We start from the raw sequence: 22,101 nt of genomic DNA, 5'->3' as shown, positions 1-22,101 counted from the left end.
TTCGAGTTGCTTAAAGGCGGCAAGGGAGTGAGTCCCCAGGAGTATAGATAACGATGTGACTGTGGGGAGCGACAAATCTGCCGGGAGCAGATTTGAACGTCGCGTGCGACGACCCGTCAGGGCGAGGCCCATGGATGAGCCGGGTAATCCGTAGCCAACACATAAGCAACTTGAAGAATGAAGGGTATAAACAGCCGAACGGGAAACCTACAGATATACCGTAGGCAGAATAACCTGAAACACACAGGGGGTAATGAATATAACCTTCTGGTTAACAGATTAATATAATTAATCGAGTTATACTGAGTATATCTGTATGAACTTTAGGATCTGGAAATATAATCAATAATCGCATACAATACCGCCTGTAATAGTTTTTGTTTTCTGCGTTAAAAGGTTTTTATTGATATGAATTTGATGTTACAGAACTTAAATAATATCCGCACGCTGCGCGCTATGGCTCGCGAATTCTCCATTGACGTTCTTGAAGAAATGCTCGAAAAATTCAGGGTTGTCACTAAAGAAAGACGCGAAGAAGAAGAATTGCAGCAACGCCAGCTTGCCGAGAAGCAGGAGAAAATTAATGCCTTTCTGGAGCTGATGAAAGCAGACGGTATTAACCCGGAAGAGTTATTTGCCATGGATTCAGCAATGCCGCGTTCTGCTAAAAAGCGCCAGCCGCGTCCGGCAAAATATCGTTTTACTGATTTCAATGGCGAAGAAAAAACCTGGACCGGACAAGGTCGTACGCCTAAACCGATTGCCCAGGCGCTGGCGGCGGGGAAATCTCTGGATGATTTCTTAATCTAATCACGGATAACCTTTAACAGATGGCGCTGCGTTTCCTGTCTCTATTAACCGGGACTCAGGGAACGTTGCGCCATGCTCATTTTGATAAATCAGCACACGCCAAAATCGCCCTCTTCGCAATAGGGGGTGACATCTGCCGCTTTGAGGAGCAATTTTTCGCCCTGCTCATTACCGACCTGTACCGCGACAATATGATCCTCGTTGACTTCAATCACTTTCAGTTTCGGCCCACCCATTCGGGGCTGTACGATATCGCCTGGTGTGAACATCACGCCCTCCTGTTGAACAATGCTATAAACCCGCCTTCAGTCTACTACACACTTACCGACGCGTGGTGAAGGTATCGCTTAATGAGTACGGCTATTCCAGGGCATTTTTTCCAGTAGTCGCGCCATTCCGCAGAAGCCGGTCATGCCTGCCAGCATTAACCCGGCCCCGACAAAACCACTAATGAGGAAAAAGCCGCCGTGGACCGTATAGCCCAGAATCACCCCAAGCAACGTCAACCCGCCGGCGGCGATTTGCACCTGACGCATCAGCGGCAACGGTTGCGATTTGTCTTCTGTGACGGGCAATCCTGCCGCTTTCCATCCGTCGATACCGCCTTCCAGTAGACTGACCTGAGCTGGGGCGGCAATGGCCTGTAGTTTTGCTGCATTGCTGCTGGTTCGTTTACCTGACTGACAGTGAAAAATAATCTGTTCCGCTCGCAGGTTGGCGGGCAAATCGCCCTGTTCAAGCCGGGAGAGAGGCGCCAGTTGCGCATGTGGAATATGCTCGCGCAGATATTCATCGGCGTCGCGCACATCAATCAGTTTCGCGCCTTGCGCTATCAGCGCTTGCGCCTCACGGGGGGAAACTATCCCAATGGACATCGTGCCTCCTTATGGACAATAGAGATTCTTTAACGTGGCGATAATCGTATTAACCGCCTCATTTTTAATGAAATAGTGAATGCGCTGGGCATCGCGTTGACTATCAATCAGTCCTTCTTCCCGCATCCGCGCCAGATGTTGCGACGTCGCGGAGGGGCTTAGCCCGGTAATGCGCGCCAGTTCGCCTGCGCTGGTTTTTGGCGAACCGCAAAGCATACATAAAATCAGTAATCTTTTTGGGTGGCTCATCGCTTTGAGCAGGGCCGCCGCCTGTTCTGCGCTGGCCTGAAGTTGTTCAAGCTCTGTCATAGTTATTTAAGCATTTTCTAAATTTAGTTAATTCTAAAATAAACGTCAACCTAATGCCAGCGTAAAGAGCGTAAAGGAGGGTAAAAGCGCGGCGCGTGACTGGCAGGCTCAGGTAAACTGACTATGCTTAGAGATAAAATCTCTTTTTAAACAATGACTAATTTTGCTTGTATGGAGTGTATATGGGTTTCTGGAGAATTGTATTTACGATTATTTTGCCTCCGCTCGGCGTACTTTTAGGAAAAGGGTTCGGTTGGGCATTTATCCTTAATATCCTGCTGACATTACTCGGATATATTCCGGGGCTTATCCACGCATTTTGGGTTCAGATGCGTCATTAATTACCGGCCACCGGCGGCGCATAAGCGCCGCTTATCAGGATAACCTCATTCCCTCTGCTACACTTTTCTTTGTGTGTATTTTTGACAAGCGAGGTGAATATGGGACTTTTCAATTTTGTAAAAGATGCAGGTGAAAAACTCTGGGACGCGGTAACCGCTAATCATGATAAGGACGATCAGGCGAAAAAAGTCCAGGAACATTTAAATAAAACGGGAATACCCGACGCTGACAAAGTGAATGTGCAAATAGCTGATGGAAAAGCGACAGTGACGGGTGATGGGCTGAGTCAGGAGGCAAAAGAAAAAATTCTGGTTGCCGTGGGGAATATCGCCGGGATTAGCAGCGTTGACGATCAGGTTAAAACCACGACGCCGGCGGCTGAAAGTCAGTTTTATACCGTAAAATCAGGCGACACCCTGAGCGCTATTTCAAAGCAAGTGTATGGTAACGCCAATCTGTATAATAAAATCTTCGAGGCAAATAAACCGATGCTGAAAAGCCCGGAAAAAATATATCCGGGACAAGTGTTGCGTATTCCTGAAGAATAATGGCTATCAGGCCGCGCCAGGCTACATTTTTCCTGCCATCGCCTGGCGAATAATGGGAATCGGCGTCAGCAAATGCTGACACATTAATTCGCTGGCGCGTGCCGCCTCGCGCGCCAGTATCGCTTCGGTTAGCGTGTGATGCTGGATATGTTTATCTTCCAGCATCTCGACGGACAGAACGGTTTCACGTAACCAAATAAAGCGGTAGCGGGCCGCCAGGTCAAATAAGCGTTCGCGCATCTGTAGCAAGTAATGGGAGCCGCACCCGGCGACAATGGCGGAATGAAACGCCTGGTGGCGCTGATCCCATTCATCGAGCATATGTTCACTGGCATCGCTGGCTTCTAGTTTACTGAGCATATGCGCTCGCGCCAGGATCTCCGCCTCCCACGCATCATCGCCGCGTTCAATCGCCAGGCGTACCAGCATCGCTTCCATATTGGCGCGCGCGTCAAAAATATCGAGGAGTTCCGCCTCTGACATGGACGCCACGCGATAGCCTTTTTGATTCACCACGGTGACCAGCCGTTCCGCCACCAGTTGTGACAGCGCCTCGCGCAGCGGCCCTACGCCAAGCGCATAGCGGGCGGTTAATAAACTCATCCGCAGTTTCTCATCCGGCTGATAAGTGCCGCGAATAATGTCATTTTTAAGCCAGCGATAGCCATCTATGGCCGTCGGTTGGGAAAGGGCGGTCATCTTTTACTCCTGAGAAGCTTCCCGGCTGACGCCGGGAATAACTAACGTAGGTTTTGCAGGGGGGCTTTTTGCCACCTTATCAGTTTTTTCCAGCGAGACATAATGGGGACAGTACCTATTATGCCCAGCCCTAACAGCCCGGTCGAAATGACTTCTAGTTGCTGTGCCGGTCGAAACAGCATCACCACCAGGACAAAGCAGATAAAGCCGATAACCAGCCAGGTGAGCCACGGATAAAGCCACATTTTCAACTTAATTTCTCCGCCCTGCGCCAGCAGAATTTTACGCATCCGCAATTGCGAAATCGCAATCACCAGATAGACCAACAGCGCGATGGCGCCGGAACTGTCGATAAGAAATTTAAACACTTTTGCCGGGGCATAATAATTGACGATAACGGTTAAAAACGCCGCGCCGGTAGAGAGGAGAACCGCCACCCAGGGCGTTTTGCTACGGTTAGTTTTTCCCATTATCGCAGGCGCATCGCCGCGGCGGCTAAGGGAATAGAGCATCCGGGAGGCGGTATATAATGCGGAGTTCAGACAACTGGTCACCGACAATAAAATCACGCAGTCCATAATGAATTTTGCGTGCGGAATATGAAGCAGCTCCAGTACCGAACGGTACGAACCTACGCTTTTCAGACCCGGCATATTCCACGGGATCAGCGCCACCACCACAAAAATGGAACACAGGTAAAAGATGGAAATTCGCCAGATAACAGAATTGGTGGCGCGTACGATATGTTTATCCGGCGTATCGGATTCCGCGGCAGCAATAGTGACGATTTCCGCGCCCATAAAAGAGAACATGGTGATCAACATGGCGCTTAACACCGCGCCGAAGCCGTTAGGCATAAAACCGCCGTGATCCCAGAGCCGGGAGATACCGCTTACCTCGGCATACGGATAAAAACCGCTAATCGCCGCCGCGCCCAGCGCGATAAACGCCAGAATGGCAATTACTTTACATAGCGCCAGCCAGAATTCGAATTCGCCGTAATTTTTGACGCTCAATAAATTGCTTCCGGTTAAGGCAAGCGTAATCACTAATGAAAATAGCCACACCGGAATACCCGGTATCCATGAATTCAGAATAATGGCGGCAATATTGGCCTCCAGCGGAATAACCAGCACCCAAAACCACCAGTATAACCAGCCGATGGTATACCCGGCCCAGGGGCCGATCGCTTTATCCGCATAGGTGGAAAAAGAACCGGTATCCGGCGTGGCGACGGCCATTTCAGCCAGCATTCGCATAATCATGACGACTAAAAGTCCTGCGAACAGATAGGCCAGCAGTACCGCAGGGCCGGCCTCCGCAATCGCCACGCTGGAACCGACAAACAGGCTGGCGCCGATGACGCCGGCGATCGATAACATGGTGACGTGGCGTGATTTCAGCCCGCCCCCTAATGCATGTGATTCTGACAATTGCCCCATCCTAAAACCTCTTTATTGTTATTGCGCTCGTTTACCGGATGGCGCCTGGCTTATTCGGCCTACAATCGAAACGGTTTTTGTAGGCCGGATAAGACAGTTACGTCGCCACCCGACGCTGCTTATTGGACATTACGCTTGTTTCGCCTCATCAAAGCACTGGGCGATAATCTCCAGGCCTTGCCGAATCTGCGAGGCCTCAATAGTGAGTGGAACGAGGATGCGCAAGATGTTGTAGTAAGGACCGCAGGAGAGCAGAATTAACCCTTTCTCGCGGGCGCGGGTCACAATGTCGGCGGTCAGAGCCGCGTTCGGTTTGCCGGGGTCGCCATTTTCAAATAACTCAATGGCGATCATGGCGCCCAGTCCGCGCACGTCGCCAATCTCACGGTGCGTTTCCGCTATCTCCATCAGGCCATCGCGCAGCGTGTTGCCAAGCGTATTCGCCTTTTGCAGTAAATTTTCCTGCTCGAAAATGTCCAGTACCGCCAGCGCGGCGGCGCAGGCAATCGGGTTTCCGGCGTAGGTGCCGCCCAGCCCGCCCGGCGCGATAGCGTCCATCACGTCTGCCCGGCCGGTAACGCCTGCCAGCGGAAAGCCGCCGGCGATCGATTTCGCAAACGTGGTAATATCTGCCGCAACGCCCATCTGTTCCATGGCGAACAGCGTACCGGTCCGGCCCGCGCCGCTTTGCACTTCGTCGGCAATCAACATAATGCCGTGTTGGTCGCATAGCGCGCGCAGTCGCTGCATAAACGCGGGATAGGCGGCGTAAAATCCGCCTTCGCCCTGTACCGGCTCAATAATAATGGCGGCGATATCTTCCGGCGCGGCATCATTTTTAAAGATGCGTTCAATGCTGGCGATCGCGTCGTCGTCGCTGATGTTGTGTAGCGGGCAAGGATAAAGCGCGCGGTAGACATGGCCTGGCATCAATCCCATACCAGCAGAGTACGGGTGTACTTTCCCGGTCAGAGAGAGCGTGTAGTGGGTACGACCGTGGTAAGCGCCGCTAAACGCGATAGCGCCGCTGCGTTTTGTCGCCGCGCGGGCGATTTTCACGGCGTTTTCAACCGCTTCTGAACCGGTCGTGACCAGCAACGTTTTTTTGGCGAAATCGCCCGGTACCTTCTGGTTCATGCGTTCGCACAACGCCAGGTACGGTTCATAGGCCAGCACCTGAAAACAGGTATGCGACAATTTCTTCAGTTGCGCTTCCACCGCTGAAACAATGCCCGGATGTAAATGACCGGTGTTCAGGACGGCAATGCCGCCCGCGAAATCGAGATACTCACGGCCTTCGACATCCCAGACCCGACAATTTTCCGCCCGCTCGGCGAAAATCGGGTGAATCTGCCCCACGCCGCGAGGAACGGCGTTATGACGGCGCTGCATTAAAGTGTTATTGGTATTCATTAGCGACTCTCCTGTTAAAGGCCGATGCACATATATTTGATTTCTAAATAATCTTCGATGCCGTATTTGGAACCTTCACGGCCTAATCCGGAGGCCTTAATACCGCCGAAAGGCGCGACTTCGTTGGAGATAATGCCGGTATTAATACCGACGATGCCGTATTCCAGCGCTTCGCCGACGCGGAAAACGCGGCTTAAATCGCGTGCATAAAAATAGGCTGCCAGGCCGAACTCGGTATCGTTAGCCTGCCTGATGACATCCGCCTCGTCGCTGAAGCAGAACAGAGGCGCGAGCGGCCCGAATGTCTCTTCTTTGGCGACTTTCGCGTTATCAGGAACATCCGCCAGAATGGTCGGTTGAAAGAAGTTGCCGCCTAATTTGTGCGCTTCACCGCCCGTAATGACGCGGGCGCCTTTTTCCAGCGCGTCGGCGATATGCTCCTGGACTTTCGCCACGGCTTTTTCATCAATCAGCGGCCCGATAGCGACGTCGGCTTGCAGGCCGTCGCCGACCGCGAGCTTATTTACCGCCTGGTTGAGTTTTTCCGCAAAACGATCGTAAACGCCGTCCTGAACATACAATCTATTGGCGCAGACACAGGTCTGCCCGGCGTTGCGAAACTTCGAAGCCAGCGCGCCTTCGACGGCTTTATCCAGATCGGCATCGTCAAAGACGATAAACGGCGCATTGCCGCCCAACTCCAGCGACACTTTTTTAATGTCTTTGGCGCATTGTTCCATTAGCTGGCGGCCAATCTCCGTCGAGCCGGTAAACGACAGTTTGCGTACCAGCGGGTTGCTGGTCAGCTCGCCGCCGATATCGCCTGCCGAACCGGTAACGACGTTAAATACGCCTGCGGGAATTCCGGCGCGCTGGGCCAGTTCCGCCAGCGCCAGCGCGGAAAACGGCGTCTGGCTGGCGGGTTTGAGTACCATTGTGCAGCCTGCGGCCAGCGCGGGGCCGGCTTTACGGGTGATCATTGCCGAGGGAAAGTTCCACGGGGTAATCGCGGCGGTGACGCCGATGGGCTGTTTAATCACCAGCAGCCGTTTATCGGCCTGATGGCCTGGAATCGTGTCGCCATAGATACGCTTCCCCTCTTCGGCGAACCATTCAATAAACGAGGCGGCGTAGCTAATTTCGCCTTTCGCTTCCGCCAGCGGTTTACCCTGTTCCAGCGTCATCAGACGCGCCAAATCGTCCTGATGTTCCATCATCAGATTGAACCAGCGACGCAGGATATTGGCTCGCTCTTTGGCGGTGAGCGCGCGCCAGGCGGGCAGGGCGCGATTGGCGGCGTTGATGGCGTCGCGCGTCTCTTCCGCCCCCATTTTGGGCACATTGCCGAGCGGTTTCCCGTTGGCGGGGTTGTTCACGGGGATGACATCGCCGCCGCGCGCGTCGCGCCAGTCGCCATCGATAAAGGCCTGCTGGCGGAACAGGGTAGAGTCGTTAAGTTGCATAATTGCTTCCTGTCTGAGGGGTTAACGGGTAAATGCGGCGTGTAGTGCGTCCACGCTGCGTGCCGCACGCAGCGTACGTCCGGGGTTGCTCTGGCTTTCGCGTAGCGCCTGAACTTTGCTGACGATATGCGCGCCGATAGGTATCGCGGATGTCGCCGCCGGGGAGGGGGCGTTACAGGTGTGAATGGAACGCGGCGTCGTGACAAACAGAAAATCATCAATTAGTTTGCCGTCCGGTGAAACCGCCTGCGCCCGCACGCCTGCCGGCCAGGGCTGGAGATCGTTGACGGTCAGGCTGGGGCAATACTTTTGTACTCGCCGCAAATAGCCGCTTTTGCACAGCGAGTTTTTCATCTCGCCTAGTCCGGAAAGCAGATGGTTTTGCAGTACGCGGCGAATGCCGGCGGAGCGGAAAATCTCCAGGGTGTCGGTGAAGGAAACGTCGCGCTTACGGTAGCCTTCGCGTTTAAGCGCCAGCACCGCATTCGGCCCGACCGTAACGCTGCCATCGATCATGCGGGTAAGATGGACGCCGAGAAACGGCATTGCCGGATCGGGGATCGGGTAGATCAAATGGTTAACGATCCGGTTGTGCCGCGGGGCCAGACGAAAGTACTCGCCGCGGAAAGGGCAGATAATAAAACCGGGCTCCACGCCCAGCATTTTGACCAGCCGATCCGCCATCAGCCCTGCACAGCCGATAAGCGTAGCGGTTTCGATTTCCCGACCTTGCGAGGTGCGAATGACAACGCCAGCGGCACGTTCTGTTAGCGCGCTGACCTCGGCATGGTAGATGATCTCGCCGCCTTTGGCCTGAAAGCGGTTCGCCATGGCCGTCGCGACATCGCGATAGCTGACAATCCCGCTGGAAGGGACAAAAATCCCGCCCAGGCCAATGATATTGGGTTCGCGTTCACGCAGCTCCGCCGCGCTTAACCACTCGCGCTCTAAGCCGTTGGCCGCCGTCCGCTCCCATAGCGCACGCATCCGCGCCATTTCCAGCTCCGAGGTGGCGACCAACATTTTGCCGCAGGTGTCGTAGCGGATGTTGTTTTGATCGCAAAAGGTTTTGGTCGCCTGATTGCCCGCCAGACAAAACCGCGCTTTGAGGCTGCCGGGCGTGTAGTACACCCCGGCATGGATCACGCCGCTGTTATGCCCGGTCTGGTGGCAGGCTGGCGCGGACTCTTTTTCCAGCAACGCGATGCGCGCATCCGGGTAGACATCAATAAGTTGCATGGCGGTCGACATGCCGATAATGCCGCCGCCGATAATCACAAAATCATACATCCGCGTAATTCCTTCGCCGTGGCGCTTATTGGTGAGTTTGATAATGGCTGGCGGCGTAGGCGAAGTAACCGCGCTGGCGCATCAGCTCGCGACGCAAGTCAGGATGCGGCGTAAAACGATCGCGTCCATGTAGCCAGAATAGATTGTTAATCAGCAGGAATTTGCCGACCGGTACCGGCACGGAGAGGATGTTTTGACTGGTTTCCAGCGCGTCTGAAAGCTCGCTGAGCCAGACGCCTTCTTCAAAGTCTTTTGGCTGGACGAACTGGTCGATATAACGCATGACCGGGCGGCCTTGTTGGTCGACATCAAACACCGGGTGCCAGACGTCATGGCTAACATTCTTGCTTGGCGGCGCCGCCCAGCGCATGACGCGACGCGCCAGCGGATGGGTAAAAAACGACTCCAGATGTTCCCAGTCATCAAGGTGCAGCAGCAGCGAGTTACCGCCTTCCATATTTTGTTCGTCGATTTTCATCATCAATACGTAGTCGGTCACCTCCTCAACATAGGTACCGTCATTGTGCAGTTCCATTACGCGGTGGGGCTGGCGCAGATAACTGTCGGAGTTGTCGACGTTTTTGACCACGAAACGCGCGTAATACTGGCCGCTCATCGCATCGTAGTTGGAGCGACCAATAAGATGCGCCACCGCCGTCGCCAGTTTGACCATCTCTTCTGCCTGTGCGACATCATCGATCCCTTCGGCGCTGATCAACAGCGCGCCTTGTGCACGGTTGAGGAGCGTTTTGATCAACAGCGGTTGTAGCTGATTGCCGCACAGATCGTCGAGGATCTTGCCGATTTTGAAACGTAAGAAAGATTTGTATTCCAGCGCCTGCACCGGCCACTGCGCAACCTGATGGAGAAATTGTCTTGTGGTATCCGCCGTAAACGTTAACGCCAGCAGACGCGGCGACTGCGCCGAAGGGGCAAGGGTGAAACCAGTATGGCGTTGGGCTAAATCATCTGTGTTCGCTTTTACGGCAGTCAGTGCATTCATCAGAATCATTCCTCTCGGTAAGATGGTCAGGGAGACATGGCGATGCTCATTTCGTAGCCATAAATTAAAAATATCGACATTTTCCAGGAACGCGTATGAAATAACCGCTTTTGTTTAATTATTGTGATCAAAAACAACAAATATTTAACAATGCAAAGGGTGAGGTTAACGGCGCCACGAGCCTGACAACGGCAAGAAGGGGTGTAAAATGAGAGCGTTATGGGGAAAGTGATGCTGGCGGGGTTGCCCGGCCTGACACATGAGCGCGTAGGCCGGACAAGTACAACGTATTTCAGCAGTCAATTAACCGGCGTCAACCTGCGGTTTACGGCTGTGTTTACGGATCAGACGTAACACTGGCGGTACGACAATGACCATGATCGCCATGATCAGCAGGGCTTTGGCAACGCCGCTTTGCCACAAAATCGCCATATTGCCGTTACTGATGGAGAGTGCGCGACGCAGGTTCTGCTCCAGCATTTCCCCCAGTACGAATCCCAGGATCAGCGGTGACATGGGGAAGTGCATTTTACGTAAAATGTACCCTAACACGCCGAGCGCGACCATCAGCACCAGATCGAAGGTGGTGCTGTGTACCGCATATACCCCTACCGCCGATACGGCAGCGATGGCGGGTACCAGGAACCACAGCGGAATGGTGAGCATACGGGTGAACAGACCGATCAACGGGATATTCATGATCAGCAGCATCACGTTCGCAATCAGCAGCGCAGCGATGAGTCCCCAGACGATATCCGGCTGTTCGGTGAACATCGCCGGGCCTGGCGTGATGTTGTACAGCGTCAGCGCCCCCATCATCACTGCCGTAGTGCCGGAACCGGGAACGCCCAGCGTCAGCATCGGGATGAAGGAGCCGCAGGCAGAGGCGTTGTTTGCCGCCTCCGGCGCCGCGACGCCGCGAATATCCCCTTTGCCGAAGCTATCGCTGTTGCCGCTGAGTTTTTTCTCGGTCATATAGGTAATGGCGCTGGCGATGGTCGCCCCGGCGCCGGGCAATACGCCGACAAAAAAGCCGATTACCGAAGAACGCAGGGTAGTGCCGATACACTGCGCGCCTTCTTTCAGGTTGAATAACATTCGACCCGTTTTGCGGACCATTGTTTGCCCGCTGCTGGTATGTTCCAGCATTAAAAGTATTTCTGATACCGAGAACAGGCCGATCACCACGACGATAAACTGTACGCCGTCGGAAAGATGAACGCTGTCAAAGGTAAAGCGATAAACCCCGGTGTTGGCGTCGACGCCGACGGTCGCAAGGCCAAGACCGATCAGCGCTGCCAGAAATGATTTAAGCGGGTTTTGCGCCATCATGCTGCCAAGACAGGCGATGGCAAAAACCATTAAGGCGAAATATTCCGCCGGACCGAAGGCCAGCGACCATTGCGCCAGTAAAGGGGCGAACAGAATGATGCCGCCGATAGCGATTAATGAACCGAAAAACGAGCTGACTGCGGAAATCGACAGCGCTACGCCGCCTTTCCCTTGCTGCGCCATCGGGTAACCGTCCAGCGCCGTCATGATCGCCGCCGCATCGCCGGGGACGTTGAGCAATATGGAGGAGATCCTGCCGCCATACTCACAGCCAATGTACACCGTCGCCAGCAGAATTAGCGCCGACTCCGCAGGCAGATGCAACGCAAAGGCCAGCGGCAGTAAGATTGCCACGCCGTTGATCGGTCCCAGGCCCGGCAGCAGACCGACAATCGTGCCCACGAAGCAGCCAATCAACGCGATAACCAGGTTTTCCGGCGTCATCGCCACCGCAAAGCCCTGAGAAAGATATATCCAGGTATCCATCGTTGCTCCGTTAACTCAGCCAGGCGCCGAGAGGTAAGGTGACATCAAGCAGCCGGTCAAAGGCATACCACAGCAGAATGCCCAATACCGCGCCGGAGATACCCGCCGCCGGAATCGTGGCGCCGAACAGCATCCCGATAACCATGGTGAGAAGCGCGGTGGCGATGGGAAAACCCAGCCATTCGAATCCCCAGGCATACATCAACAGGATGATGATCATGGTAATTAGCTTTTGCAGAACATGGCGGCGCGGCCAGCTAACCGTGTCGGGATGGCGTAATAACAGCGCTAGCGCGCAGAGCGCCATCAGGCCGATAATCCCCAGCGGAAAAGGGCGGGGGCCGACGGGTTCATAGCTGTATTCGCTTTGGATCTGCCAGGCGATGAATAGCCCGGCGATACAGAGCAACAGCCAGATACCCGCAAAGATACGATCGCTCATCATTGCCTCCGCGATTATTTCGCGAGTCCGAAGGCTTTCGCCTGTTCACGGTAATCAGTAACCTGTTTTTTCACGTAGTCATCGAGCTGCTGGCCGGTCATGTCGAACTCAAACAGGCCGCGCAGATCGCGCTGCTTTTTAAACTCGTCGGTTTGCTGAAGCTTCTTGAAGGTATCCACCCACCACTGGTAATCGGCATCGCTGACTTTGGGCCCGACGTAGAAGCCGCGAATAATCGGCCACACCAGGTCGTAGCCCTGTTCTTTAGCGGTAGGGATATTGGCAAGCTGGCCCGGCAGACGATTTTCTGAAAAGACGGCAAGCACGCGGATTTTGTCGCCGCCCAGATAAGGCACCATTTCACTGAGATCGCCGGAGACAACCTGAACATGGTTGCCCATTAATGCCGTCACCGGCTCGCCGCCGCCCTCAAAGGCAACGTAGCGCATCTTGTGCGGGTCGACGTTCGCCTTTTGCGCCAGCAACGCCGACTTCATCCAGTCCTGGCTGCCAATAGAGGCGCCAGCGCCAATGACCACGCTGTTGGGATCTTTTTCCATCGCCGTCATCAGATCTTTCAGCGTTTTCCACGGGGAATCCGCACGCACGGCGATCATGCCGTAATCAGTGCCCACGCTTGCCAGCCAGCGCACATCATCCACGCCGTAGCGACCAAATTTCCCCTGCGACAGGTTGAGCAGCGAACCGCCGGAAAAGGCGACCACAGTCCCGGGTTCGCCAGGGCGTTGGGCGACTATCGCGTTATAGGCCACAGCGCCGACGCCGCCGGGCATATACGTTACCCGCATGGGTTTCTCGATAGCGCCAGTCTCCAGCAAACTCACCTGAATCAGCTTACAGGTGAGGTCGAAACCGCCGCCAGGTTTGGCTGGCGCGATACATTCCGTTCGCGACGGCGCCTCCTGCGCCAGAACAGAGGTACTCATTAATAAAATGCTTGCAGTAAGGGTACGAAGTAATTGTTTTTTCATTTTTTATCCTCACGCCGGACGTCCGGATTTTTCAGGTTCGGAAGAAGATTTTTGTGATTATGTGAGCCGACATGTAGCAGTTCGGTTGCGTGATTGTTAAAACAATAACCTTTCAATTCCCTTTCAATGCGGCAGAAACTTTACAGGATGTGATATGCGTCTCTTATTGGCGGAAGATAACCGTGAGCTGGCTCACTGGCTGGAAAAAGCGCTGGTGCAAAACGGCTTTGCCGTGGACTGCGTATTTGACGGCCTGGCGGCTGACCATCTTCTGCACAGTGAAATGTACGCGCTGGCGGTGCTGGATATCAATATGCCGGGAATGGATGGACTGGAGGTGGTGCAACGGCTGCGTAAACGCGGTCAGACCTTGCCCGTTTTGCTGCTCACGGCGCGAAGCGCGGTGGCGGATCGCGTAAAAGGTCTCAACGTCGGCGCGGATGACTATCTGCCGAAACCCTTTGAACTGGAAGAGCTGGATGCCCGTTTACGGGCCTTGCTGCGACGCAGCGCTGGGCAGGTTCATGAAGTTCAGCAACTGGGGGAATTGATCTTTCATGATGAAGGGTATTTTCTGTTACAGGGGCAGCCGTTAGCGCTGACGCCGCGTGAGCAGGCGCTCTTAACCGTATTGATGTACCGACGAACGCGGCCGGTCTCGCGTCAGCAGCTTTTTGAACAGGTGTTCAGCCTGAACGATGAGGTAAGCCCTGAAAGCATCGAACTTTATATTCATCGACTGCGTAAAAAACTCCAGGGAAGCGATGTACGAATTACGACGCTGCGCGGCCTGGGTTATGTGCTGGAGCGCGGCGATGAAGTGGGTTAAGCCGCAATCGTTGTACCTGCAACTCTTACTGTTCCTGGGGTTGCCGCTGATTCTGCTATGGGGGCTGTCGGCGTTTAACAGTTATGTCAATGCGCTACAGGCCGCCACTCAGGCTTATGATCGTACATTGCTCTCCTCGGCGCGAACGGTATCGGAACGGCTGGTGGTGCGCAATAACCATCTGGAAGTTAACGTGCCCTGGGTGGTGCTGGATAGCTTCGAGCTTAATATGAATGATCGACTCTATTACAAAGTCGTCGACCCTTCCGGAAAGGTCATTTCCGGTTATGACGATCTGCCTGCCATGCCGCCCGCTACGCCCCGTACCCGGCTTTATCCGGCGCTGGCGTGGTTCTATCATACCGAGTATCGCGGCGAGGCGATCCGCGTGGCGCGTTTGCTACAGCCGGTCAACGAAGGCGGCATTATCGGCATGGCGGAGATTTATGTCGCAGAGACGCTGCAGTCCCGTCGTTATCTGGCGGGCCAACTGCTGTTCTCTTCCTGGATCTCACAGGGTCTGCTGGTGCTGCTAACCCTGGTGCTGGTTGGCTGGTTATTACGCCGGATCCTGCGCCCTATGCGTCAACTTTCGTCATTAATGGTACGCCGCGAACCGGGTCTGTTAACGCCGCTGCCGGAACTGCTGCCGTGGTCGGAAACACGCTTGTTAATCGTGGCGTTTAATCGCTACATTGACAGGCTCCGCGGCATCCTCTCCCGGCAGGAACGCTTTAGCGCCGATGCTTCTCACCAGTTAAAAACGCCGCTGGCGGTGTTAAAAACGCAGGCGGCGGTGGCGTTAGCCAGCCAGCACCCTCATCACTGGTACGAAAGTCTGCAGGCGATGAGCGTAACGCTGGATAGCACCATTCAGCTCACGGAAAGATTGTTGCAACTTTCTGCGGTAAAGCATAAAGAGCAGGGCGAGCGGCGTTTTTCCCCGGTGAATCTGTACGATATCGTACAGAGCGGCTGTTTTACCCGCCTGGCGCAGGCACGGAGTAAACATATCGACCTGGGCTACGAAGGCGAACAGGAAGCGATGTGGATCGAGGGGGATGAGGTACTGCTTAGCGAGCTGTGCGGAAACTTGCTGGATAATGCGCTGAAATACACGCCTGAGCAAGGCATCGTCACCGCGCGGCTTGAACGGGATGGCGATGCCGTGACGCTGGTTGTCGAAGATAGCGGCCCCGGCATTGATGATGAACATATCCATCTGGCGCTACAGCCGTTCCACCGGCTCGATAACGTAGGAAATGTGGCCGGGGCGGGCATTGGTCTGGCTTTGGTCAATGATATCGCACGCCTGCACCGTACTCATCCCCATTTTTCCCGTAGTGAAGCGTTGGGAGGGTTATACGTTCGGATACGCTTTTTAAGCCTTGTTCCGCAGTAATGCGCACAAATGTGTCAGCGGTAAAGCACGTTTACAAAAAGTCGCATCTTGAGGTGTGACGTTTTAATCAAATGATCATACATTCCCCGTACAAACCGTAGCGTTAATTAAAAATATAGTGGGTGCAGGGGCATGAATAATCATACTAAACGACGGGGAATAGCATTAACCGTCTTTCTTGTTGGGGTTAACATCCTGGCCTGGATTTGGGCGTTCTGTGTTTTTCATCACCATGCAGTCATGCTAAGCGCAGCCATACTGGCGTATAGCTTTGGGCTGCGTCATGCGGTTGATGCCGATCATATCGCAGCCATCGATACCGTCACCCGTAAACTGATGCAGCAGGGTAAAACGCCTTTAGGCGTGGGGGCGTTTTTTTCATTGGGTCATTCGACCATTGTCGTTCTGGCATGTCTGGCGATTGTTGTGACGTCGATGGCATTTCGCGATCGTATTGATGTTTTGCATCAATATGGTTCGTTGATTGGTACGGCTGTTTCCGCTTTTTTTCTGCTGGCGATGGCCCTGCTTAACCTGTTTATTTTGTTCAACGTCTGGCGGCAATTTCGCTCGGTTACCCGCGGCGAGTCAGTGAGGGCGCATGACGAGGCCATACCTGGCGGGCTGATGACGCGTATATTTCAGCGTACGTTTCGTTTGGTCACTTCCAGTTGGCATATGTATTTTGTCGGTTTTCTGTTTGGTCTGGGATTTGATACCGCAACCGAGGTTGGGTTGCTGGGCATTTCCGCTTCAGCAGCTAACCAGGGGCTATCTCTCTGGTCAATGATGATTTTTCCTGTGCTGTTTACCGCCGGGATGGCGCTGGTAGATTCCCTGGATAACTTTGTCATGGTCGGCGCTTACGGTTGGGCTTTCTCGCATCCATTACGTAAGCTTTATTATAATATGACCATTACCGCCGCATCCGTCATTGTCGCGCTGGCGATTGGCGGACTTGAGGCGCTGGGGTTGATTGATGATGCGTTACAGTTAAGCGGAACATTTTGGCAGACCGTCAGCACGCTTAACGATCATATGGGGAATGTGGGCTTCTGGGTAGTGGGTGCTTTTGTGCTATTCTGGCTGCTCTCGTTGTTGAATTATCGCTGGCGCGGCTATGATAAAATCACCCTCAATACCTGATTGATTTCTTTAAAAATAGCATTTCGGCAGTGGTGTCATATCATTGCCGAAGCATTTTATCTCCTGAGAGTATATTCTTCCCGGTAAGTGCGTTATTTTTCATGCTTGCCTTTCGTTATCAATTTAAGCAATCCGATATAACATACAATACCAAAAATAATAATAACAGTTGTATACCCAAGAATCAGCCAGTCTGCATGTGTCATAATATAATCCAGTTATCAGGTATCCCGTGTTAAGGGATCTTTAAGCCTGTTGTCAGCAAGAACCACTGTACCCGTTCAGTGCTGTTGGCAATAACGTATTGTTTATGCACAAGAGCGTTGTTACAAATAACGTATACATTGAGCATAGACCCCACCCGCATTTTTGTAATGCCATAAAGCAAGGCTACTCCTTTAATCTACTGACGGTATGCCAGGCCAGAAGAGATAAAAGGGTAGTTGTCATCATCATCTGTTCCTGACGCCAGGTTAATGACACACACATATGAAAATGTATAACCGCTGCACGCTTTTTAGCACGTTATCTGTAACATACCGTGTTAATCAATTCCATAAAACCGAGTATAGTGTAAGTGAATTTCGAGTAATTGTCATTATGATTATATGGTGGTTAACTTATTTTTTAAATTCTGATTAAATTTTCGTTTTTTATCAGTTCATCAGGATTTATGAAAAATCTGGACGTAAAAAACATATTTACGTCCAGGCTTTCTTTTTAGCAAATCGATTTTCCGGTAAAATAGGGGGTCGACCACATGCGCTTATATTCCCATTCAGGCTTTAGTATGCCGATGGAAAAAAGCAATTTTTTTTGTCTTTCCTGGCAGTAATGTCTGGCACGGCTAATATTTAGCCACATTAGTATGCTGCCGGGACTGAGTGGCCTGCACTCATTTTTAATTGCACCATTAGATACGTCAAAGTAGACGTTCATCTGGCTTTCAGATTTCAGTACGATATCAAATGCACAGGGTATCCCTTCAATATAAAGAATATGCCCAAACAGAAGGTGATGCAGTTGACTAAAAAAGTTGGTAAGGTTATCAGCGGGATAGCAGGATGAAGTATTGCCGAAACGAGACCGAAATAACTCGATAAAAATATGAGTCAGTTCATCAGAAGAACAATCAGCAACGCTTTTTACACTTCCGCCTTTTTTAAGAAACCGCTGATATTCATTACGGCGTGTTTTTTCAAACTTAGAAGAGAACGTTTCTTTGACCAGACAATTTTGTTTCTTTCTGGCGAGTTTCCATATGGCATTGCGTATTTGTGGCTGATGCAACGCCGAAAGTCGGTTAGTACGATCGGGCAAGAAGCAGCGTAAATCTGGCGCCATCGGAATAAGTATCTCATCTGACGATAGCGGGAAGGTTCTGCGCGTCAGGATGCCAATATTCTGATCATTACAGATAAAGTAGGCGCCTTTAATCTTATCATCTTCTTTATAGTGGAAGAATTTAAAATGCCAGTTATGGCGCTTCATAAAATAATCAACAATATCTGGGTGCATATTGATACTACCGCCGTATTGCGTAAACACCTCCCGGTATAGGGTAAAGGAAGACGGCTGCCAGCGGGTTAATATACGCTTAACTTCTTGTATTTTCACCAAAACTCCTGACTTAGCTTACTGAAAATGCTATTTTGTATTATTTTTTTGCTTAACCAAATAAAAATGTGACAAATGTTTAGCTTGTATTTAATGGTTAACATGCTAATCGATGACGTTATGGTGAAGGGAATAAGATTAAGATGTTGATCATAACATGAGTGAAAGCGACGGTTTAATACCGCGCTTTTCACTCGCAAGCCATTCTGTATTTAACCATCCAGTAGCGATACAGATTTCAAAGAGATCCGCTGAACGGTAGCAGGATCTGCACATCCGCGTATGAAATAGTTCTACCGGGAGAGGCTGTTAACCTCTTGTATTATTGTATCCAGAATATGATAGCGTTTCCGATACTCTGCGCGTTTTTTGCTGGGGATACTTTCAGGCGCTTTACGCATCACCTGTGATGGCAGATGATATAAGGCACCTTTCTTAACGCCGTTTAGCGACTCCCAGAATTCACTATAGCTGGCCACAAAAGTTTTTTTCTTCTGGAATAAGTACCGGAGTTGACGATAAACATGGTTGTTTTCACTTACCGCATAAATCTCGTCGACATTACAGGCCTGCATCAATGTTGCAAAAGCTTCATACAGCATCCGTTTAGGAAAGAGACCGTAACAATCTTTGGTGGCGTTACGTATGACTTGTGGGCCGACATGTTTACTGGGCCCTTGTAACCCGGCAACCAGCGCTATTTGCTTCCCTTCATGGCGGATAAAGGAAAATGATAAACGTGCCAACGGCGTATCATTGAAACACAGCGTTAATGTCAGCTCACCTTCTCTGTCATAGCCACAGGGACCGCAGTAGATATCTACCAGAGCGTCGTTTTTTCCTTCCAAGTGAGCGAGTAAGATTTGTTCCTCGGACAGGAGGATCTTTTTAATTTTACTTTCCGGAAAGGACTGAACGAACTGGTAGTGTTCCAGAATAGCTTTTGCCCGGCAACGTATGCTAAGCCCGGTATACAAATAGGGCCGCTGGATTTTTGCCGGCAACAGTGGACGATGAATAATCAGCGTTCTGGGCTGAGACAGATGGCATAATTCATTGAAGTATTTAATTGTCGTTACGGGGTTAATAAGGCAACGTAATAAAAATTTATAGCGAAACTTACGCTCTCCCCAGCGTTTATGGCGATAAGGCGTCTGCGCCATGACTTCTTTTAACATTAATAATGGATTATATCTTTCCATATCACTTTGCTGCATCGTCATACTACGGCTCTACTACTCGATAGACTTATAACCGAGACGGTAGCCTGATTGAGTTAAACGTAAAGGCAACGAAGAAGGTCTGTACAGACGATGTTGTTAAACAGTTTATCAATGGCGGTAATAAAACGCCTGAACACGCTTTTTAATAGGTTTTCTGCTAATGAGTGGGATGAGTCCAGAACGTAGTATTAAAACGAATGCCGTGTTTATTATTTTAAATGATGTTATATACTCTAAATAATTCGAGTTGCAGGAAGGCGGCAAGCGAGCGAATCCCCAGGAGCTTACTAAAGTAAGTGACTGGGGTGAGGGAACGCGGCCGCAGCACATGCAACTTGAAGTATGACGAGTATAAGCCAATATATTTATTTGGCTGGTATTGTGTAAGCCAGACAGCAACGCGTCGTGATACGTTATTATGTAACCAGACGTAAAGGGGGTATTCACCTTATCTCTAAATGCAAATCTATATGATAAATTTTATCATGCACTGTGTTGCTGTCTCTGGGAGAAAATATATGGAGCGTTCACTCGATAGTCTGGCTGGTATGGCTAAATCTGCTTTTGGCGCGGGGACTTCTGCTGCTATGCGGCAAGCTACCTCGCCCAAAACCATTCTGGAATATATCATTAACTTTTTTACCTGTGGTGGGATACGTCGGAGAAATGAAACACAATATCAGGAATTGATAGAGACTATGGCTGAGACATTGAAAAGTACAATGCCTGACAGAGGTGCTCCGTTGCCAGAAAACATCATCCTGGATGATATGGATGGGTGTCGTGTCGAATTTAATCTTCCTGGTGAGAATAACGAAGCTGGACAAGTTATTGTACGAGTCAGTAAAGGCGACCATTCTGAGACAAGAGAAATTCCGCTTGTCTCTTTTGAAAAAATATGTCGAGCTTTACTATTCAGATGCGAATTTTCTCTCCCTCAGGATTCTGTAATATTAACTGCCCAGGGAGGCATGAATCTTAAAGGCGCTGTCCTTACCGGAGCAAATCTGACGTCAGAAAATTTATGTGACGCAGACTTAAGCGGCGCAAATTTAGAGGGGGCAGTGCTGTTTATGGCGGATTGTGAAGGTGCAAATTTTAAGGGCGCAAATCTATCGGGAACATCACTAGGCGACAGTAATTTCAAGAACGCCTGTCTGGAAGATAGCATTATGTGTGGCGCTACCCTCGATCACGCTAATCTTACTGGCGCCAATTTACAACACGCGAGTCTGTTAGGCTGTAGCATGATAGAATGTAATTGCTCCGGTGCAAATATGGATCACACTAATCTTTCAGGCGCAACCCTTATACGTGCTGATATGAGCGGTGCGACATTACAGGGTGCTACTATAATGGCTGCAATTATGGAAGACGCTGTCTTAACCCGGGCAAATCTGCGAAAGGCGAGTTTCATTTCTACGAACCTGGACGGGGCTGATTTGGCTGAGGCTAATTTAAACAATACCTGTTTTAAAGATTGTACACTAACCCATTTGCGTACCGAAGACGCCACAATGTCTACAAGTACACAAACACTCTTTAACGAATTTTATAGTGAAAATATTTAGCCCTTTTTGACGTAAACCTGAAATAAAAGCAATGTAAGAATAACAATCTGCTACTGAATAGTAGCTGAGAGTAAATTATTTACAGTATCTTTTATTATTACAGGAGTATGCGACGGTAAAAATATCTGAATAACCATTCCTATTTTCTCAAGTAGAACTTCCAACTAAAGCGAATTGTTTGAAAAGGAAAACGTTATGCCTGGATGTATAAGTGCCTGTTCGTGCGTTGCCAGCCCGACGCCTCCCGATCCTAAGGGCCCCCCCGCGCCTAAATGGATAGAGTTAAAAGGTTATTGTGTTACATGTACTAGTCAGGAGGATATTCGTCCACCTAAAGGGGGTGAATCAAAGCAAAAAATGACACCCAGCGAGTTAGTGCTGTTACGAGGTCTTTTAAAAGATCTGGGGGTAACACAACATCCCTGGCAAGACCCGACAGTAAAATCCACTAACTGTGGGTTGCCATTTTTCCCGGTAGATCCTGGGGAACGAGAAACCGATGTTTGATGGTTTTCAGTCTGCAAAGCGCCTGATAAATATTACCAGGCGCTTTGTATTTTGGCGCCAACATCACTTTCATCGTCATATATCGAATGACTACAATCGTATCCGATCCCACCATTACCCAGACGGAAAGTCGCTGGCAAACTGTAAGAACGGTTCGCCGTCGGCAGGGAAGCGGCGGTGAACCCTGAACCGTGCTATACCATCTTACCTGGGTGTTTCTTGTGATTAACGATCTGAAAAATAGTTTTATTTTATCTATTTCTGTTTTGTAAAACCTCCGTTCAGTAGGCGCATTCTGCCCCCCTTCCCGGATTTACTGGCAAAGCGGAGCCCGGACAGAGAGTCATATTGCAAAATCCC

22 protein-coding genes are annotated in these 22,101 nt (G+C 51.1%); 8 read left to right on the top strand and 14 right to left on the bottom strand.

Annotation, left to right across the window (positions count from 1 at the left end):
• Nucleotides 1–408 precede the first annotated feature (408 nt).
• A complete protein-coding gene (stpA, locus tag J4650_RS06365; RefSeq protein WP_001051100.1) occupies nt 409–810 on the top strand; it encodes a DNA-binding protein StpA in 402 nt (133 codons plus the stop codon).
• Between the two features lie 89 nt (nt 811–899).
• On the opposite strand, the gene J4650_RS06360 is transcribed toward stpA, so the two are convergent.
• The 3 genes from J4650_RS06360 to J4650_RS06350 all read right to left on the bottom strand — a co-directional run bounded on the left by J4650_RS06360 (nt 900) and on the right by J4650_RS06350 (nt 1,994).
• Nucleotides 900–1,079 carry a hypothetical protein gene (locus J4650_RS06360; protein WP_023993712.1) on the bottom strand — a complete coding sequence of 60 codons (180 nt, stop codon included), beginning with the start codon at nt 1,077–1,079 and terminating at the stop codon, nt 900–902.
• 78 nt (nt 1,080–1,157) lie between these two features.
• Nucleotides 1,158–1,685, bottom strand: a complete 528-nt coding sequence (locus J4650_RS06355; protein WP_001607345.1) for a rhodanese family protein — start codon at nt 1,683–1,685, stop codon at nt 1,158–1,160.
• Between the two features lie 9 nt (nt 1,686–1,694).
• The gene (locus J4650_RS06350; protein ID WP_000137432.1) at nt 1,695–1,994 is read right to left on the bottom strand and encodes a metalloregulator ArsR/SmtB family transcription factor; all 300 of its coding nucleotides are present in this window, start codon (nt 1,992–1,994) and stop codon (nt 1,695–1,697) included.
• A gap of 182 nt (nt 1,995–2,176) precedes the next feature.
• On the opposite strand from J4650_RS06350, the gene J4650_RS06345 reads away from it, so the two are divergent.
• Nucleotides 2,177–2,335 carry a YqaE/Pmp3 family membrane protein gene (locus J4650_RS06345; RefSeq protein ID WP_000508175.1) on the top strand — a complete coding sequence of 53 codons (159 nt, stop codon included), beginning with the start codon at nt 2,177–2,179 and terminating at the stop codon, nt 2,333–2,335.
• Nucleotides 2,336–2,434: 99 nt separating this feature from the next.
• Entirely contained in the window at nt 2,435–2,884 is a 450-nt protein-coding gene (lysM, locus tag J4650_RS06340) for a peptidoglycan-binding protein LysM (protein ID WP_000522406.1), read from the top strand.
• Nucleotides 2,885–2,905: 21 nt separating this feature from the next.
• Here lysM and csiR read toward each other — a convergent pair whose 3' ends face one another.
• The 9 genes from csiR to J4650_RS06295 all read right to left on the bottom strand — a co-directional run bounded on the left by csiR (nt 2,906) and on the right by J4650_RS06295 (nt 13,446).
• Nucleotides 2,906–3,583: a DNA-binding transcriptional regulator CsiR gene (gene csiR, locus J4650_RS06335; RefSeq protein ID WP_023993713.1), complete on the bottom strand. Its 678-nt coding sequence runs from the start codon at nt 3,581–3,583 to the stop codon at nt 2,906–2,908.
• A 41-nt stretch (nt 3,584–3,624) separates the two neighbouring features.
• Entirely contained in the window at nt 3,625–5,025 is a 1,401-nt protein-coding gene (gene gabP, locus J4650_RS06330) for a GABA permease (protein ID WP_020899122.1), read from the bottom strand.
• A gap of 129 nt (nt 5,026–5,154) precedes the next feature.
• Complete coding sequence (gene gabT, locus J4650_RS06325; RefSeq protein ID WP_023993714.1) at nt 5,155–6,438, bottom strand: 4-aminobutyrate--2-oxoglutarate transaminase; 1,284 nt, start codon at nt 6,436–6,438, stop codon at nt 5,155–5,157.
• 14 nt (nt 6,439–6,452) lie between these two features.
• A complete protein-coding gene (gene gabD / locus J4650_RS06320; protein ID WP_038989120.1) occupies nt 6,453–7,901 on the bottom strand; it encodes an NADP-dependent succinate-semialdehyde dehydrogenase in 1,449 nt (482 codons plus the stop codon).
• Nucleotides 7,902–7,922: 21 nt separating this feature from the next.
• Nucleotides 7,923–9,191 carry an L-2-hydroxyglutarate oxidase gene (lhgO, locus tag J4650_RS06315; RefSeq protein WP_023993716.1) on the bottom strand — a complete coding sequence of 423 codons (1,269 nt, stop codon included), beginning with the start codon at nt 9,189–9,191 and terminating at the stop codon, nt 7,923–7,925.
• Nucleotides 9,192–9,216: 25 nt separating this feature from the next.
• Nucleotides 9,217–10,194: a glutarate dioxygenase GlaH gene (glaH, locus tag J4650_RS06310; RefSeq protein WP_000993100.1), complete on the bottom strand. Its 978-nt coding sequence runs from the start codon at nt 10,192–10,194 to the stop codon at nt 9,217–9,219.
• A 303-nt stretch (nt 10,195–10,497) separates the two neighbouring features.
• Entirely contained in the window at nt 10,498–12,012 is a 1,515-nt protein-coding gene (locus J4650_RS06305) for a tripartite tricarboxylate transporter permease (RefSeq protein WP_000382034.1), read from the bottom strand.
• 10 nt (nt 12,013–12,022) lie between these two features.
• Nucleotides 12,023–12,457 (bottom strand): tripartite tricarboxylate transporter TctB family protein, encoded by a 435-nt coding sequence (locus J4650_RS06300; protein ID WP_001574835.1) that lies wholly within the window; start codon nt 12,455–12,457, stop codon nt 12,023–12,025.
• 11 nt (nt 12,458–12,468) lie between these two features.
• Nucleotides 12,469–13,446, bottom strand: a complete 978-nt coding sequence (locus J4650_RS06295) for a tripartite tricarboxylate transporter substrate binding protein (RefSeq protein ID WP_000744413.1) — start codon at nt 13,444–13,446, stop codon at nt 12,469–12,471.
• A 154-nt stretch (nt 13,447–13,600) separates the two neighbouring features.
• Here J4650_RS06295 and tctD point away from each other — a divergent pair, with 154 nt between their 5' ends.
• The 3 genes from tctD (at nt 13,601) to J4650_RS06280 (ending at nt 16,823) form a co-directional block, all read left to right on the top strand.
• A complete protein-coding gene (gene tctD, locus J4650_RS06290; RefSeq protein ID WP_001237934.1) occupies nt 13,601–14,275 on the top strand; it encodes a transcriptional regulator TctD in 675 nt (224 codons plus the stop codon).
• Nucleotides 14,262–15,677 carry a sensor histidine kinase gene (locus J4650_RS06285; protein WP_000872338.1) on the top strand — a complete coding sequence of 472 codons (1,416 nt, stop codon included), beginning with the start codon at nt 14,262–14,264 and terminating at the stop codon, nt 15,675–15,677. The genes tctD and J4650_RS06285 overlap by 14 nt, the downstream gene beginning before the upstream one ends.
• Nucleotides 15,678–15,809: 132 nt before the next feature.
• Nucleotides 15,810–16,823: a HoxN/HupN/NixA family nickel/cobalt transporter gene (locus J4650_RS06280; protein ID WP_001059351.1), complete on the top strand. Its 1,014-nt coding sequence runs from the start codon at nt 15,810–15,812 to the stop codon at nt 16,821–16,823.
• Nucleotides 16,824–17,543: 720 nt separating this feature from the next.
• Here the strand turns inward: J4650_RS06280 and J4650_RS06275 are convergent.
• Nucleotides 17,544–18,440: an antimicrobial resistance protein Mig-14 gene (locus J4650_RS06275; protein ID WP_000701511.1), complete on the bottom strand. Its 897-nt coding sequence runs from the start codon at nt 18,438–18,440 to the stop codon at nt 17,544–17,546.
• 293 nt (nt 18,441–18,733) lie between these two features.
• Nucleotides 18,734–19,663, bottom strand: a complete 930-nt coding sequence (locus J4650_RS06270) for a VirK family antimicrobial peptide resistance protein (protein WP_000178732.1) — start codon at nt 19,661–19,663, stop codon at nt 18,734–18,736.
• A gap of 518 nt (nt 19,664–20,181) precedes the next feature.
• Here J4650_RS06270 and pipB2 point away from each other — a divergent pair.
• Together pipB2 and J4650_RS06260 are read left to right on the top strand one after the other, a co-directional pair.
• Nucleotides 20,182–21,234, top strand: a complete 1,053-nt coding sequence (gene pipB2, locus J4650_RS06265) for an SPI-2 type III secretion system effector PipB2 (protein WP_001667622.1) — start codon at nt 20,182–20,184, stop codon at nt 21,232–21,234.
• Nucleotides 21,235–21,408: 174 nt separating this feature from the next.
• Nucleotides 21,409–21,741 (top strand): hypothetical protein, encoded by a 333-nt coding sequence (locus tag J4650_RS06260; RefSeq protein WP_077463764.1) that lies wholly within the window; start codon nt 21,409–21,411, stop codon nt 21,739–21,741.
• Nucleotides 21,742–22,101: the final 360 nt, after the last annotated feature.

Origin of the sequence: Salmonella sp. 32120201201600049SM, from assembly GCF_017572835.1 — a bacterium.
GTDB lineage: Bacteria > Pseudomonadota > Gammaproteobacteria > Enterobacterales > Enterobacteriaceae > Salmonella > Salmonella enterica.
Note: the sequence above shows the minus strand (reverse complement) of the source record. Positions and strands in the feature narration are given on the sequence as shown.